Annotated in this window: 15 protein-coding genes; 4 read left to right on the top strand and 11 right to left on the bottom strand. The window is 41.0% G+C overall.

Annotation, left to right across the window (positions count from 1 at the left end; genetic code table 11):
* Positions 1 to 212: 212 nt before the first annotated feature.
* The 10 genes from A3I9_RS0106505 to ligA form a co-directional block, all read right to left on the bottom strand.
* Positions 213 to 629 carry a F0F1 ATP synthase subunit epsilon gene (locus A3I9_RS0106505; RefSeq protein WP_018378224.1) on the bottom strand — a complete coding sequence of 139 codons (417 nt, stop codon included), beginning with the start codon at positions 627 to 629 and terminating at the stop codon, positions 213 to 215.
* A 9-nt stretch (positions 630 to 638) separates the two neighbouring features.
* Positions 639 to 2,045, bottom strand: coding sequence for a F0F1 ATP synthase subunit beta (gene atpD, locus A3I9_RS0106510; protein ID WP_018378225.1), 1,407 nt, complete (start codon positions 2,043 to 2,045; stop codon positions 639 to 641).
* Between the two features lie 158 nt (positions 2,046 to 2,203).
* Complete coding sequence (locus tag A3I9_RS0106515) at positions 2,204 to 3,079, bottom strand: F0F1 ATP synthase subunit gamma (RefSeq protein WP_018378226.1); 876 nt, start codon at positions 3,077 to 3,079, stop codon at positions 2,204 to 2,206.
* A gap of 15 nt (positions 3,080 to 3,094) precedes the next feature.
* Positions 3,095 to 4,600: a F0F1 ATP synthase subunit alpha gene (gene atpA, locus A3I9_RS0106520; RefSeq protein WP_018378227.1), complete on the bottom strand. Its 1,506-nt coding sequence runs from the start codon at positions 4,598 to 4,600 to the stop codon at positions 3,095 to 3,097.
* Between the two features lie 21 nt (positions 4,601 to 4,621).
* On the bottom strand, positions 4,622 to 5,155 hold the full coding sequence (locus A3I9_RS0106525) for a F0F1 ATP synthase subunit delta (RefSeq protein WP_018378228.1): 534 nt from the start codon (positions 5,153 to 5,155) through the stop codon (positions 4,622 to 4,624).
* Positions 5,156 to 5,659: a F0F1 ATP synthase subunit B gene (gene atpF, locus A3I9_RS0106530; protein ID WP_018378229.1), complete on the bottom strand. Its 504-nt coding sequence runs from the start codon at positions 5,657 to 5,659 to the stop codon at positions 5,156 to 5,158.
* A gap of 21 nt (positions 5,660 to 5,680) precedes the next feature.
* Positions 5,681 to 6,394 (bottom strand): F0F1 ATP synthase subunit A, encoded by a 714-nt coding sequence (gene atpB / locus A3I9_RS0106535; protein WP_026217367.1) that lies wholly within the window; start codon positions 6,392 to 6,394, stop codon positions 5,681 to 5,683.
* A 27-nt stretch (positions 6,395 to 6,421) separates the two neighbouring features.
* On the bottom strand, positions 6,422 to 6,628 hold the full coding sequence (locus tag A3I9_RS0106540) for a F0F1 ATP synthase subunit C (protein ID WP_018378231.1): 207 nt from the start codon (positions 6,626 to 6,628) through the stop codon (positions 6,422 to 6,424).
* 146 nt (positions 6,629 to 6,774) lie between these two features.
* Positions 6,775 to 7,827, bottom strand: a complete 1,053-nt coding sequence (locus tag A3I9_RS0106545; RefSeq protein WP_018378232.1) for a diacylglycerol kinase family lipid kinase — start codon at positions 7,825 to 7,827, stop codon at positions 6,775 to 6,777.
* Between the two features lie 9 nt (positions 7,828 to 7,836).
* Positions 7,837 to 9,795, bottom strand: coding sequence for an NAD-dependent DNA ligase LigA (gene ligA, locus A3I9_RS0106550; protein ID WP_083903947.1), 1,959 nt, complete (start codon positions 9,793 to 9,795; stop codon positions 7,837 to 7,839).
* Between the two features lie 171 nt (positions 9,796 to 9,966).
* Here ligA and A3I9_RS13565 point away from each other — a divergent pair, with 171 nt between their 5' ends.
* From A3I9_RS13565 to zwf, 4 genes are all read left to right on the top strand, one after another.
* Positions 9,967 to 10,107 (top strand): SPJ_0845 family protein, encoded by a 141-nt coding sequence (locus tag A3I9_RS13565; protein ID WP_018378234.1) that lies wholly within the window; start codon positions 9,967 to 9,969, stop codon positions 10,105 to 10,107.
* A gap of 1 nt (position 10,108) precedes the next feature.
* Positions 10,109 to 11,011, top strand: a complete 903-nt coding sequence (locus A3I9_RS0106560) for a permease (protein WP_018378235.1) — start codon at positions 10,109 to 10,111, stop codon at positions 11,009 to 11,011.
* Positions 11,012 to 11,827, top strand: coding sequence for a TIGR03943 family putative permease subunit (locus tag A3I9_RS0106565; protein ID WP_018378236.1), 816 nt, complete (start codon positions 11,012 to 11,014; stop codon positions 11,825 to 11,827).
* A gap of 79 nt (positions 11,828 to 11,906) precedes the next feature.
* The gene (gene zwf / locus A3I9_RS0106570) at positions 11,907 to 13,394 is read left to right on the top strand and encodes a glucose-6-phosphate dehydrogenase (RefSeq protein WP_018378237.1); all 1,488 of its coding nucleotides are present in this window, start codon (positions 11,907 to 11,909) and stop codon (positions 13,392 to 13,394) included.
* A 139-nt stretch (positions 13,395 to 13,533) separates the two neighbouring features.
* Here the strand turns inward: zwf and ftsY are convergent, their stop codons facing one another.
* A complete protein-coding gene (gene ftsY / locus A3I9_RS0106575; RefSeq protein WP_018378238.1) occupies positions 13,534 to 14,832 on the bottom strand; it encodes a signal recognition particle-docking protein FtsY in 1,299 nt (432 codons plus the stop codon).

A 14,832-nucleotide genomic window follows, 5' to 3' on the forward strand; every position in this document is an offset into this window, starting at 1 on the left:
TACATTATACCATATTTCAGGAAGCGTTGCCATTGTCTTCTGGAGTAAACCATAGAAAATCAGTCACTCACTATATCAAACACTACGCAGTGTGAATTCTAATAAGTATGATGCTTCTGACTTCTTTTTGTTCTCCACGAGAATGACGCCTACTGCTACATCTATAATTCCTGAAAGCAGCAAAAAATGACCCATCTCTAGGTCATTTTTAACTATTTATTTCCGACACGAATACGATTAATCGCACGTTGAAGCGCAATACTTGCTCGACGTTCCATATCAATATTGTGGGTATTTTGAGCCTCTTCCATTTCGCGTTCAGCACGAAGTTTCGCACGTTCAGCACGACTGACATCGATATCACGTGCACGTTCGGCTGAGTCAGAAACGATCGTCACCAAATCTTTCGATACTTCGATGATGCCACCATTGACAGCAATCCAGTCAACGTGGTTCTCGTCATCCACACGGCGAACTTTGATTTCATCAATATCCAGTACCGCAATCAAATCCACGTGTCCCGGGTAAATCCCCAGCTCTCCTTCAGTTGTCTTAACCAACATAAAGGCAGCATGGTGATCGTAACGAATTCCATCTGGTGTTACAATTTGCACTGTCATTTGAGCCATAGGACACCTCTAGTAATTCATTTTTTCAGCTTTAGCAATTACCTCTTCAATTGACCCAACATTTCGGAAGGCGTCCTCAGGAAGATGGTCATGTTTACCAGCAAGAATTTCCTTAAAGCCACGTACTGTTTCAGCAACAGGAACATAGGAACCTGGAAGCCCTGTGAATTGTTCAGCAACGTTGAAGTTTTGAGACAAGAAGAATTGGATGCGACGTGCGCGACCTACGAGTGTTTTCTCTTCATCCGACAATTCGTCCATACCAAGGATGGCAATGATATCTTGCAACTCTTGATAACGTTGTAAAACACGCTTCACTTCCATCGCTACTTCGTAATGCTCTTCACCGACAATTTCTGGTGCCAAGGCACGAGAACTAGAAGCCAATGGATCAACGGCTGGGTAGATACCAAGCTGAGTCAATTTACGCTCCAAGTTAGTGGTTGAATCCAAGTGGGCAAAAGCTGTCGCAGGCGCAGGGTCTGTATAGTCATCGGCTGGCACATAGATAGCTTGAATAGAAGTAACAGAACCTTTTTTCGTAGAGGTAATCCGTTCTTGCAGTTGTCCCATTTCAGTTGCAAGTGTAGGTTGATAACCCACGGCTGAAGGCATACGACCTAAGAGGGCGGAAACTTCAGAACCAGCTTGAGTGAAACGGAAAATATTATCAATGAAAAGCAACACGTCTTGACCTTCTACATCACGGAAATATTCCGCAATCGTCAAACCAGTCAGAGCAACCCGCATACGAGCACCTGGTGGTTCATTCATCTGACCAAAGACCATGGCAGTTTTTTCAATAACGCCTGATTCTTTCATTTCCCAATAGAGGTCATTTCCTTCACGGGTACGTTCACCTACGCCTGTAAAGACAGAAATACCACCATGTTCTTGGGCAATGTTGTGGATCAATTCTTGAATCAGAACTGTTTTCCCAACACCGGCACCACCGAAAAGACCAACTTTACCACCCTTTAAATAAGGGGCTAAAAGGTCAATAACCTTGATACCTGTCTCTAAAATTTCTGTTGAAGTTGATAATTCGTCGAAGGTTGGTGCTTTTTTATGGATTGGTTCGCGCAAGGCATCTTCAGCAAATGGACCTTCCAGGTCAATGGTATCGCCCAAGACATTAAAGACACGACCAAGAGTTTCTTTACCGACAGGTACAGAAATTGGACGCCCAGTGTCTAGCACTTCCATTCCACGAGTCAAGCCGTCTGTGGATTCCATGGCGATAGTCCGAACGACACCATCACCTAATTCCAAAGCAACTTCAAGCACAACTTTTTGTTTTGATGCATCGTTTTTATAAACGACAAGTGCATTATTAATCTCAGGAAGTTTGTCATTAACCGCAAAAGCGACATCAACGACAGGACCAACAACCTGAGTGATTTTGCCTGAACTCATCTTTTCTCCTTCTATTAAGATAAAAGCCGTCAAACGAACATAGTAAAATAGGTGTTAGAATTGAAATCAACTAATTTCAGAATCACTATTTTTTATATAGTTCGTAGGCTGTATTCATTTCTTTAAAATATAAGGTCTAAAACCTTGTTTGCTTCTTGTTAATCCAAGGCCGATGCTCCTGCTACAATCTCAGTGATTTCTTGAGTAATAGCAGCTTGACGAGCTCGGTTGTATTGGATAGTCAAATCATTTATGACATTTTTTGCATTGTCTGTTGCTGTCTGCATAGCAGTCATACCTGCCGCATTTTCAGCGGTTTTTGCATCTAGAATTGCCCCGTAAATCATGGATTCCGCATATTGAGGAAGCAATTGTTCTAGAATTGCATCACGATCAGGTTCCAGCTCGAATGCAGCTGTGTGACCATCAGCTTCGTTATGATCTAAGTCAGCAATTGGCAACATTTGTTGGACACGTACTTGACTAGTCAAACTGTTGATATGATGATTGTAACAGACATATAGTTCATCGAAAATTTCATTTTTATACATTTCAACTGATTTTGAAATGATTTTCTGAACTTCCTCAAAACTTGGATCATCTGCAATACCGCGTAATTCAAAAATTGGAGTCATCCCACGAGTACGGAAGAAATCTGCTCCCATACCACCAATTGCAATAATTTCGTATTCTTCTTTCTTGTCATGGTCTTGATTAATCATTCCCATAACTGCTTTAAGAATAGTTGAATTATAGGCTCCTTTTAAGCCACTGTCAGATGTAATCACAATATAGCCTGTTTTTTTGACCTCACGGCGAATCAACATTGGATTAGTGGAACCATTCATCAACTCTGCACGCAACAAGTCGGTCGTTACTTCCCGAACCTTTTTGGTATAGATTTCGAATGATTTAGCAGATTGTTCTGACTTAGCTAATTTAGCTGCAGAAACCATCTGCATAGCCCCTGTGATTTGACTGGTTTTCTTTGTCGATGCAATTTTTGTTTTGATTTCATTTAGAGAACCTGTCATATCCTTTTCCCCTTACTATTTATAAACTGACTGATCTTTAAATTCCTGAATGGCGTCATTCAAGAGCTCTGTATCTGGTAAGTCTTTTGTTGTCCGAATAGTATCGAGAAGAGAATCGTGGTTCAAGTCAAAATATGCATACAAGTCTTCTTCAAAGGCCTGCAAATCTGCAATTGGCACAGAATCCAAGAAACCATTTGTCAAAGCATAAAGAATCAAGACTTGTTTCTCAACTGGGAGGGGCTTGTGAAGCGGTTGTTTTAAAATTTCCACTGTTCGACGACCACGGTTCAATTTGGCTTGCGTTGCCGCATCCAAGTCTGATCCAAACTGCGTAAAGGCTTCTAGCTCACGGTACGACGCAAGGTCGATACGGAGAGTACCGGCAACTTTTTTCATGGCTTTAATCTGTGCTGAGCCACCAACCCGCGATACAGATGAACCCGCATCAATAGCAGGACGAATCCCTGAGTTAAATAAGTCATCTTTCAAGAAGATTTGACCATCTGTAATGGAAATCACATTGGTTGCGATATAGGCTGAAATGTCACCCGCTTGTGTTTCAATAAATGGCAGAGCAGTAATTGACCCACCACCCAACTCATCTGACACTTTTGCTGAACGTTCAAGTAGACGTGAGTGAAGGTAGAAGACATCCCCTGGGTAGGCTTCACGACCCGGTGGTCGACGAAGGAGCAAGGACAATTCACGATAGGCTACCGCCTGTTTTGATAAATCATCATAGACGATGAGGACATGTTTGCCTTCATACATGAATTCTTCTGCCATTGCAACTCCTGCATAAGGGGCAAGGAAAAGCAATGGGGAAGGTTGTGAAGCTGACGCTGTAACAACAATTGTATAATCAAGCGCACCATATTGGCGAAGGGTTTCAACTTGTGCTCGGACAGTTGATTCTTTTTGACCAATCGCCACGTAGATACAAATCATATCTTGGCCTTTTTGATTCAAAATCGCATCGATCGCAACGGATGTTTTACCTGTTTGGCGGTCACCAATAATCAGTTCCCGTTGTCCACGGCCAATCGGTACTAAAGCATCGATGGCTTTTAAACCTGTCTGCAAAGGCTCATTAACAGATTTCCGTTGCATAACACCAGGGGCTGGATTTTCAATTGGACGTGTCTTGTTGGTATGGATTTCTCCAAGTCCATCAACGGGTTGTCCAAGTGGGTTGATAACGCGACCAATCAAAGACGAACCAACTGGGACTTCCATGATTTTCCCTGTACGGCGAACAACAGATCCTTCTCGGATATCTGAAAATTCACCCAGGATAATAATCCCGACATCAGTGGTTTCCAAGTTTTGAGCCATACCGATGGTTCCATTTTCAAAAACTAGGAGTTCCCCACTCATGGCATTATCCAGACCGTGAGCACGAGCGATTCCGTCACCAATATAGGTTACGACACCTGTTTCAGTATAATTGAAATCAGGTTGAAAATCGTCGATTTGTTGTTTTAGTAAAGCGCTAATTTCTTGTGCATTTATTACCAAAAGAACACCACTTTCTATTTCTTACAATTTACTTTTAATATCTCTCAACTGTGTACGAACACTCGCATCAATAATTCGATGATTGACACTAATTACGAATCCACCGAGTAGACTTTGATCCAATTCTTCAATTACTTGTCTAACTTTCAAGTTGAATCGTTGTTCTACCAATGCGCAAAGCTTTTCTTTTTGAGCGTCGTTCAATGGATAGACTGAGGTAATGTGCGCATCAAACTCATTTTTATGTTGGCTGATTTTAATTAGAGCAGTGTCTAAAACAGCCTGTAAGAGATCTACTCGTCCATCAAACAAGACCGTTTCAATCAAGTCATTGACTACGCGGTACTCTGACTGACGGATTGTTCGAATGAATTCATTTTTTACTTCTTCTGAAACAGTTTTAGAAGTGAGCATAGCTTGTAAATCACTTTCTTTTATAATAGAGTTGACTTTATTGACCTCGTCATAGATAGACCAAACATCCTCTCTTTCATTGACTTTTTCAACAAACGATTGGGCATATTTTTGCACTAGGGCAGTATCTTTTGCATTCATCTATTTGTCTCCTAATTTGTCAATATAGCGGTCTATCAGAGCACTGTGAGCCGCTTGATCTAAATCCTCGAGAATAATTTTTCCTGCTAAATCAACTGCCAAATTTGCAACTTGTACTTTCAAATTTTCTTGTACTTCTCGTTTTTCAGCAGCAATTTCATGTTGTGCTTTATCTTTCAAAGCCTGTACTTCAAGAACGGCTTGATCAACGATGTGTTTTTTTTCAACTTTCGCTCTCTCAACTGCATCTTGAACAATTTTTTTGCCCTCAATACGACCTTGTTCTAATTCTTCTTCGCGTTGTTTGACCAATTTAACAGCGGCCATACGTTGACCTTCTGCTGCATCAATATCACTAGCAATTTTTTCAGCACGTTGTTCAAAAATCCCTGTAATATTTTTCCATGCAAACACGCGGATAAGGATAACCAAGATCAAAAAAGATGCTGTAACAAGAATGAAATTCCCAAGTACCGTACTTTGAGCACTTAATACTGTAACCATGTATACTCTTTTCCTTTCCTCTTAATGTCCGCCACTAATCTTCTTATCTAAATACATTGATACCAACATCACAAACACATAAGACTGCAGACATGAAATAAAGACTGAGAATGCAGTCCATACAATATTCAAGAGCAAAGCAATCGGATATACAAATATGCTGATGTGTGACATCTGTGCTAAAAGGCTTACCAAGACTTCACCTGCAAAAATATTACCATATAGACGCAGACCTAATGATGCTAAATTTGTTACTTCTTCCAAGAGATTCATCGGTGTCATCGCTGGTGGAGTCACAAATCCTTTCAAGTATTTCATAAATCCACGACGGCGAATCCCTTCAAAATGACAAAAGACAGTAGCAAGCGTAGCTAAGCCAAGGTCATAAGCCATGTTTGATGTTGGAGATGTCCACAGATTGTAACCATCTGCTGTTTCAATTTTTGTCATCAAACCAAGGTTATTGGCTACAAGTAAAAATGTCAAAGCACTGAAAAAGAATAATGCATAGCGCTTTGCTTCTACTTCCCCCAAGTTTCCTTTGGTAAAGCTAACTGATAATTCATAGACATATTCCAATACATTTTGTTTCCCTGTTGGTCTGAGCTGCATCTTGCGACTTGCCCAAAAAACTAAGAGAAAAATGATTAAAATAGTGATGACGGAAACCATTACCAAGGTCAAATCGAAAGTGACCGGACCAAGGCTTAGGGTTGGATTCATACTTTCTTCCAAAGAAGGTTCCCCCTTTTCTACTTTCTATTACGATAAACGGAAAAAGAAAGTCATTGCCAGTGTAATGAAGAATGTTCCTTCAATAAAGGCGACACCTAAAAACACACCCGTCAACAATCGGCTTTGCAATTCAGGTTGACGTGCAGTTGAATTGATATAGGCTCCTACTAAGATTCCCTCACCAATAGAAACACCGAGTGTTCCTAGCCCCAAAGCTAATGCAGAAATATCCATTTGAATTCTCCTTTTAAAATTTTATACCTACTAAGCATACTCCTAAAAATAGCAGTTGTCAAGAAAACACGGGTCTTGTAAACGTTTTATCTTTCTGCGCTTAGAGAGAAAAAAAAGGACTTTTACGTCCTTTCTTCCTATATATATTAAATAATTTTTCCTTCTTCCTCGATATGGGTCACTTCTTCGGTAAATAATTTCGCCATCTCTTCGATTCGTAGAGCTTCTGTGTCAATCGTAATGGCATCGTCTGATACCTTATCCGTATCCGCAAAGAACTCTATGTGATTGGATAAATTTTGCAAGGTAACTGGAGCATCACCACCATACTCACCATCAAGATTCAGCATGAGACGATCATTTACCCCTTCCATTGCTTCGATTGAAAGACGTTGCGTTTTAATATACTCAATCTTGTCACTGTCAATATGTTTTCCTCCATCTAAAACAAGGCGAATCAGGTGCAAGATTTCAAAAAGATTTCCAGTTTTGACCATAATTAAGGTAAACTGACCATCATCTAACTTCGCATCTGGCACAATTTGTTCAAATCCACCGATTGAATTGGTCAAGGCCACGAAAATCATGGAAACCTTACCTTCAAAGGTACCTCCATCATGCTTCACTCTGACTGGAGTGAATTTGACTTGCGGTAAGAGCTCTGCACCTTTGACAACATAGGCAAGATAACCAAAAGTAGTCTTCAATTGACTCGGTACACTGTAGGTCAATTCTGTGAGTGTCCCTGCAGCTGCAATATTGATGAAATAGCTTTGGAAAGGAGCTCCATCCTTCTTAGTTTTCGCTAATCCAATGTCCATCAAAATCGTTTGATTTTTCCCAATCATCTTAGCTGCTTCAACAGGATTACCACGGGGAACTTTCAAAGCACGCGCATAGTCGTTCGTAGTTCCAGTAGGAATGATAGCCATTTTAGGACGTCGCTTGAGGGGTGCGATACCGTTGACCACCTCATTAATCGTCCCGTCACCTCCTGCTGCAATGACTAAATCAAATCCTGATTTGGCAGCTCGAGTTGCTTCATTCTTGGCAGAATCTTTTTCAGGTGTCGTCTGAAAGGCAGAGGTTTCATAGCCAAATCCTTCCAAAATATCCAGTACTTCTGCCACATTTTTTTTCATAATTTCCTGACCTGAAGTCGGATTATAAATCAATCTTGCTCGTTTTCGTTTTTCCATTTCTCTACCTTATAGACTTTCTAGCCAAGCCTCATCCTTGACCTCAATGCCTAACTCTTGTGCTTTTGTGAGCTTACTTCCAGCATCTGATCCAGCAACCACAAGATTGGTTTTTTTAGACACAGATCCTGCAACATTTGCACCAAGACTTTCTAATTTTGCCTTGGCTTCACTGCGCTTCAGTCGCTCTAATTTACCAGTAAGTACAACAGTAAGTCCAGCTAAGACAGCATCAGCACCAACCTTTTGCCCTTTGTAAACTAAATTAACACCTGCTTCTTTTAGTTCCTCTACTAATTGTAGGGCGCCTTCACTCTCAAAATAAGTTGTTAAGGAATTGGCAATTACTGGGCCAACCCCTTCAATCTGTGCAATATCTTCTGCAGCTGTCTTCGCAAGTTCCTCTATCGTCATATATTTTTCTAATAAAATCTTGCTTGCTTTGCCTCCTACGTGACGGATTCCTAGCCCAAATAGTAGTTTCTCAGCTGAATTTTCCTTAGATGCTTGAATCGCTTGATATAATTTTTCAGCTGATTTTTCTTTGAAACCTTCTAAGGTCAACAAATCTTCTGCACTTAAGCGATAAATATCAGCCACATCCTTGACCAAATTTCCCTTAAACAATTTTTCAACGACAGATGTTCCGAGTCCTGTGATATTCATGGCGTCACGGCTGGCAAAATGCTCTAGTCGATTCATGATTTGAGAAGGACAGTGTGGATTAATACAGCGAAGTGCTACCTCATCTTCGTAATGGATTAATTCACTTTCACAACTTGGACATTGGCTTGGAATAGGCATGGGTTCTTGCTTTTGACGCTTACTTTCGACAACACGCAAGACGGCTGGAATAATATCGCCTGCCTTATAGACAATAACGGTATCGCCAATTCGGATATCCTTCTCAGCAATATAGTCCACATTGTGCAGGGTCGCTCGACTAACTATTGTACCAGCTAGTTGAACAGGGCTCAGATTTGCGGTTGGGGTCACCACACCCGTTCGTCCTACTTGCCAGTCGACTGACAATAACTCTGCTTCTTTTTCTTCGGCTGGAAACTTATAGGCAATCGCCCAACGTGGTGCCTTTACCGTAAATCCTAATTCTTCTTGAATCTGCAGTTCATTGACTTTAATGACAATACCATCAATCTCATATGGAAGGCTATTTCGTTTTTCAGCCATTTTTTCAATAAAGGACCAAACTTCCTCCATCGAATTTGCCACAATTGAGTCTGGATTGGTTTGAAAACCCAGTTTTTCTAATTGACTTAAAACCTCCGATTGGCTTGATAAATCCGTTGGACTAGCTTCTTGATAAAGAAAGCTTGCAAGTCCCCTAGACGCCACAATCCCCGTATCCAATTGTCGTAGCGTCCCCGCTGCAGCATTGCGAGGATTTGCAAATTCTGCTTCTCCTTTTTCCTGCCGGCTCAGATTGACCCGTTCAAAGGAGGCTTTTGGCATGTAGCATTCTCCTCGTACCGTAATATCTAACGGATCTGGTAGAACAAGTGGAATATCCTTGACACGCTTGAGATTTTCCGTGATATTTTCTCCGATTGTACCATCTCCACGAGTCGCACCAACCACTAACTGTCCCCCTTGATAGGTCAAAGAGATCGACAGGCCGTCAATTTTCAACTCACAGATATAGTTAGCATTTGGATATTCCCTTTTCACTCGTTCATCAAAGGCCTCTAATTCTGTCAAAGAAAAGGCATCCTGCAAGCTATATAGAGGATACTCATGAGTGTACTTTTCAAATCCATCTAAAACTTTACCACCCACCCGATGACTAGGACTATTTGGCAAAACTGCCTCTGGATATGCTGTCTCCAAGTTCATTAATTCTCGATAAAGACGATCATACTCAGCGTCTGATACAGATGGGTTGTCTTTGCGATAATACTCATCTGCGTATTGATTCAGTAGGGTTACTAATTCAGTCATTCTTGCATTCATGTTCTTATTATATCACGATTCTTAAAACTTTTATGAAATCAAATCTAGAACTTCAGTAGTTTTTTTACAAAAATTTCAACAGAATTTTTCCGACTTCAAAATGGACTTCTCAGAAGAATTTTTGAGCTAGAAAAGGTATAATAGAGAGTATACAAATTAAAGGAGGCTTTTATGGCTGTTACATTTAAAAGACAAGATGATTTAGAGAAAATGTTAGAAGAATTTGCGTCCTTTGATGCCTTAGAGGAAGTCGAATTCCCAGATCCAAAAACAAAAGAACAAAAGAAATCTGTAACAAAGAAAGAGGCCTAATATGGCTATTTTTCACCAGTTACCAACTTCTGTCTTACAAATGGGGGCTATCTTCTTGTCCATCATGATTGAAGCCTTACCCTTTGTCTTAATTGGTTCTGTGATTTCGGGTTTTATTGATGTCTATATAACACCAGATACGGTTCGTCAACACCTGCCACAGAACAAGATGCTACGTATCTTATTTGGGACCTTTATTGGTTTTCTTTTTCCATCTTGCGAATGCGGGATTGTTCCCATTGTCAATCGCTTTTTGGAAAAGAAGGTCCCAACCTATACCGCTGTGCCATTTCTAGCGACGGCACCTGTCATCAATCCTATCGTACTTTTTGCAACCTATACCGCTTTTGGAAATTCAATTCGGTTTGCCCTTTTTCGTGCCTTTGGATCAATCTTGGTGGCCCTTGTTTTAGGAATTTTCTGGGGGTTTATCAGTACAGACTCCATCTTGAAGGCAGAACCACAAGCTGGACATGAACATGATTTTTCGGACAAGACTGGCTGGACAAAAGTAGGCTATGCCCTCATCCAAGCTATTGATGAGTTTTTTGATACGGGGCGCTACCTAGTCTTCGGTTGTCTCTTTGCTAGCTTTGTACAGGTTTATGTACCAACCTATATTTTGACCAGAATTGGACATAATTCCCTAACTGCCATTCTATTGATGATGGTGTTGGCCTTCCTACTTTCACTCTGTTCAGAAGCAGACGCCTTTATTGGTTCTTCCCTGCTATCTAGTTTCGGATTTGCACCAGTCATGGCCTTTCTTGTCATTGGTCCAATGATTGATGTCAAGAATCTCCTCATGATGAAGCAACACTTTACCACAAAATTCATCCTACAATTTATCAGTCTCATTAGTTTGGTAATTCTAGCCTACTGTCTAGTGATTGGAGGTGTCTAAATGATTCGGTTTTTAATTTTGATGGGTTACTTTGAAATGACCATGTACCTTTATGTAACAGGAAAATTAGACCAGTATATCAATTTACATTACTCTTATCTAGCTTATCTTTCCATGATTCTCTCCTTTCTCCTAGCTATCGTCCAATTAATGGTTTGGATGAAACAAATGAAGATTCATAGTCACTTAACCAGCAAATCAGCAAAATTTGCCAGTATTGTCATGCTTTTAATTCCCCTAGGAGTCGCTTGGCTTTTTCCAACGGTCAGTCTTGATGCAACTACTGTTGCGGCAAAAGGCTACCATTTCCCATTGGCAGCGGGCACCGATACAGCTACGCAACAGCAAGAAGGAACAACCGTTCAGTATTTAAAACCAGATACCTCGACTTATTTTACTAAATCTGCCTACCAAGAGGAGATGCGGAAAGTAGCTGATCAATATTTAGATCAAGAAGTCATCACCATTACTGCTGAAAACTACATGGCTTTGATGGAAGTTATCTATGACTATCCTGACGAATTTGTTGGAAAAACAATTGAATTTACAGGCTTTGTATACAATGATCCAGACAATCCCAACCAGCAATTCATTTTCCGTTTTGGAATTATTCACTGTATTGCAGACTCTGGTGTCTATGGGCTTCTTACGACTGGTCAGACAGAATCGGTTGCAAACGATACCTGGGTCAAGGCTCGTGGAAAACTACAAATGACCTACCATAATTCTCTCAAGCAAAGCCTACCTCGTTTAGAGCTGACAGAATTCAAATCCATTTCCCAACCTAAAAATCCCTATGTTTACCGTGTTTTTTAAGATATAACACTCCCTAGCATAGATTTTCAGAAAACTTATGCTATAATACAAGAAATTACTTACAGATTGGAATGTATCTATGTCATCACCTGTTTTATTTACTATTTTTGGTGCAAGTGGCGACCTCGCCAAACGCAAATTATATCCTTCCTTATTTCGCCTGTACAAAGCGGGCCATTTAGCGGACAATTTCGCTGTCATCGGAACAGCTCGTCGTCCTTGGACTAAGGAATTTTTCGAAAGTATCGTCATTGAATCACTCGGTGTTCTTCCAAACAACCCACGCCAAGCGCATGAATTTGCTAGCCATTTTTATTACCAAAGTCACGATGTCAATGATAGCGAACACTATATCGCTCTGAAAAATTTACAAAATGAATTAGGAGAGCGTTATAAAACTGAACATAACAAGGTCTTTTTCCTCTCTATGGCACCAGAATTTTTTGGAACCATTGCCAAACATCTCAAATCCGAACATATTGTGGATGGAAAAGGGTTTGAACGCTTAATTATCGAAAAACCTTTTGGAACTAGTCTTGAAACGGCTGAAATCCTCAATGCAGAACTTGCTCACACCTTTGAAGAAGATCAAATCTATCGGATTGACCACTACCTTGGTAAAGAAATGGTCCAAAATATTTTCGCCGTTCGCTTTGCAAACATCATCTTCGAACACATTTGGAACCGGGATTTCATTGATAATGTCCAAATTACCTTTGCAGAATCAATCGGTGTCGAAGATCGTGGAGGCTATTACGACCATTCAGGTGCCTTGAAGGATATGATTCAAAACCATGCCCTCCAAGTCCTCTCCATTCTTGCAATGGACAAACCTGCTAGCTTCAATGAGTCTGATGTGCGGGCCGAGAAAATCAAGGTCTTCCAAAACCTCAAACAGCAAACGGATGAGGAAATCAAACGCAATTTTATCCGCGGTCAATACGCTGCAGGTAGCATTGACGGAAAAGATTATGTGGCTTATTTAGATGAACCTAATATTACGGAAGGTTCTCAAACAGAAACCTTTGCTGGTGGAGTTTTCTTTGTAGACACTGACCGCTTCCGAGATGTGCCTTTCTTCTTCCGCACAGGAAAACGCCTAACAGAAAAAGGAACACGTGTTACAATTGTGTTCAAAAAAGCAGCCGATATCTTTGGGCAGCATGCGGAGCAAAATATCCTTACTATCTACATTCAACCAACAGAAGGCTTCTCGCTCTTCATCAACGGGAAGGAAGTTGGTTCAACTTTCACTCTTACACCTGCAAAATTAAGCTGGCGCCACAACGCAGATGCCCTTGGAAATTCTCCAGAAGCCTATGAAAAGCTCTTCTACGATGTTTTAAATGGTGACTCCACCAACTTTAGTCATTGGGAAGAAGTCAAGGCAAGCTGGACTTTTATCGACCAAGTCGTTCGTATTTGGCAAGACAATGCAGTGCCACTTCACACCTATTCTGCTGGAACAATGGGACCACAAGCTATCTTCGATTTGTTAGAAAGTTATGGTACAGACTGGCAATGGAAACCAGACAATTGGTACAGAGAACGTGGCTTATTGAAGTAAGAGCAATTTCAAAAAACAGTAATAGCCATCAGACTATCTGGTGGCTTTTTCATTGACAGATATAAAAATGAGGCAGGTACAAAAGTCCTGCCTCATTTCATCATTTCAGATAGCACACTTACATGCATTTATTGAGCAATTATACTAGGCCTTCTAGTAAGCCTTTCATAAATTCTTCAGACTTGAACTCGCCGATATCATCTAGCTTTTCACCAAAACCAATGAATTTTACTGGGATATCCAATTCTTGGCGAATCGCTAAAACGACACCACCTCTGGCAGTTCCATCAATCTTGGTCAAAACTAAGCCAGTCAACGGCGTGATTTTTGAAAATTCCTTGGCTTGAACAAGGGCATTTTGACCTGTAGAGGCATCTACTGCAAGAAGCGTTTCGTGGGGAGCTTCTGGCAAGACCCGTTTGATAATGCGTCCAATTTTTTCCAACTCAGCCATCAAATTGTCCTTGTTTTGCAAGCGACCAGCTGTATCAATCATCAGAATCTCCACACCTTCTGCAATAGCGCGTTCCATTCCATCAAATACGACACTGGCTGGGTCTGATTTTTCAGGTCCCGTCACGACAGGCACATGGACACGATTTCCCCACTCAACAAGTTGAGCAACTGCTCCTGCCCGGAAAGTATCTGCCGCTACCAGCATCACCTTTTTTCCAGCCTGTTTGTATTTATGTGCCAATTTCCCGATAGAGGTCGTTTTACCAACCCCATTTACACCGACAAAGAGCATGACTGTCAGACCTGCTTGCAGATTGATTTCTTCTTTAAATTGGCCATCTTTTTCATAGATATCGACCAATTTTTCGAGAATCACGCGCTGTAAATCAGACGATTTTTTCGCTTTTTGCAATTTAGCCTCATAACGCAAGTCCTCTGCTAAAGTAGATGCCACCTGCACACCGACATCAGATAGAATGAGCAACTCTTCCAATTCTTCGAAAAATTCTTCGTCTACTGTACGGAAATTAGCAAAAAATTCGTTCAGACGAGCACCAAATCCCTTACGAGTCTTGGCAAGACTGCGCTCGTATTTTTCTTCTTCTGTCTCAACAAGTTCTTGTACGGTTTCAACCACTTCAACAGGTTTCGTTTCAACGGCAACACTTTCACCAGTAGCTTTGGCTTCTTCGATACGTGCCGCTAAAGCAGCCTTTTCTGCATAGTAACGCTCCATCACCTCTAATGACCGTTGCTTCTGTGCCTCTTGCTCAGGAGATAGGACAATTTCAGCAGGCACCACCTCTTCTGAATCGTGCATCGACTCTTCCATCCGTTCATCCTTTGCCTCAGTATTCACCATGAATCCATCGTTATCAGAGATAGATTCTTCTAGTAATTCCTCAGCGACAACCTGTTCCTCTTCTTGTTCTGGAGAGACTTCCTTTTTTTTATCACCAAATAATCGATCAAATAATCCCAT

The sequence above is a fragment of the Streptococcus ovis DSM 16829 genome (assembly GCF_000380125.1).
GTDB lineage: Bacteria > Bacillota > Bacilli > Lactobacillales > Streptococcaceae > Streptococcus > Streptococcus ovis.

Bases quoted from the DNA above. Each gene is read 5' to 3' on its own strand.
- A3I9_RS0106505 (WP_018378224.1), bottom strand. From the start codon at position 629: ATGGCTCAAATGACAGTGCAAATTGTAACACCAGATGGAATTCGTTAC.
- atpD (WP_018378225.1), bottom strand. From the start codon at position 2,045: ATGAGTTCAGGCAAAATCACTCAGGTTGTTGGTCCTGTCGTTGATGTC.
- A3I9_RS0106515 (WP_018378226.1), bottom strand. From the start codon at position 3,079: ATGACAGGTTCTCTAAATGAAATCAAAACAAAAATTGCATCGACAAAG.
- A3I9_RS0106525 (WP_018378228.1), bottom strand. From the start codon at position 5,155: ATGAATGCAAAAGATACTGCCCTAGTGCAAAAATATGCCCAATCGTTT.
- atpF (WP_018378229.1), bottom strand. From the start codon at position 5,659: ATGGTTACAGTATTAAGTGCTCAAAGTACGGTACTTGGGAATTTCATT.
- A3I9_RS0106540 (WP_018378231.1), bottom strand. From the start codon at position 6,628: ATGGATATTTCTGCATTAGCTTTGGGGCTAGGAACACTCGGTGTTTCT.
- A3I9_RS0106545 (WP_018378232.1), bottom strand. From the start codon at position 7,827: ATGGAAAAACGAAAACGAGCAAGATTGATTTATAATCCGACTTCAGGT.
- ligA (WP_083903947.1), bottom strand. From the start codon at position 9,795: ATGAATGCAAGAATGACTGAATTAGTAACCCTACTGAATCAATACGCA.
- A3I9_RS13565 (WP_018378234.1), top strand. From the start codon at position 9,967: ATGGCTGTTACATTTAAAAGACAAGATGATTTAGAGAAAATGTTAGAA.
- A3I9_RS0106560 (WP_018378235.1), top strand. From the start codon at position 10,109: ATGGCTATTTTTCACCAGTTACCAACTTCTGTCTTACAAATGGGGGCT.
- A3I9_RS0106565 (WP_018378236.1), top strand. From the start codon at position 11,012: ATGATTCGGTTTTTAATTTTGATGGGTTACTTTGAAATGACCATGTAC.
- zwf (WP_018378237.1), top strand. From the start codon at position 11,907: ATGTCATCACCTGTTTTATTTACTATTTTTGGTGCAAGTGGCGACCTC.
- ftsY (WP_018378238.1), bottom strand. From the start codon at position 14,832: ATGGGATTATTTGATCGATTATTTGGTGATAAAAAAAAGGAAGTCTCT.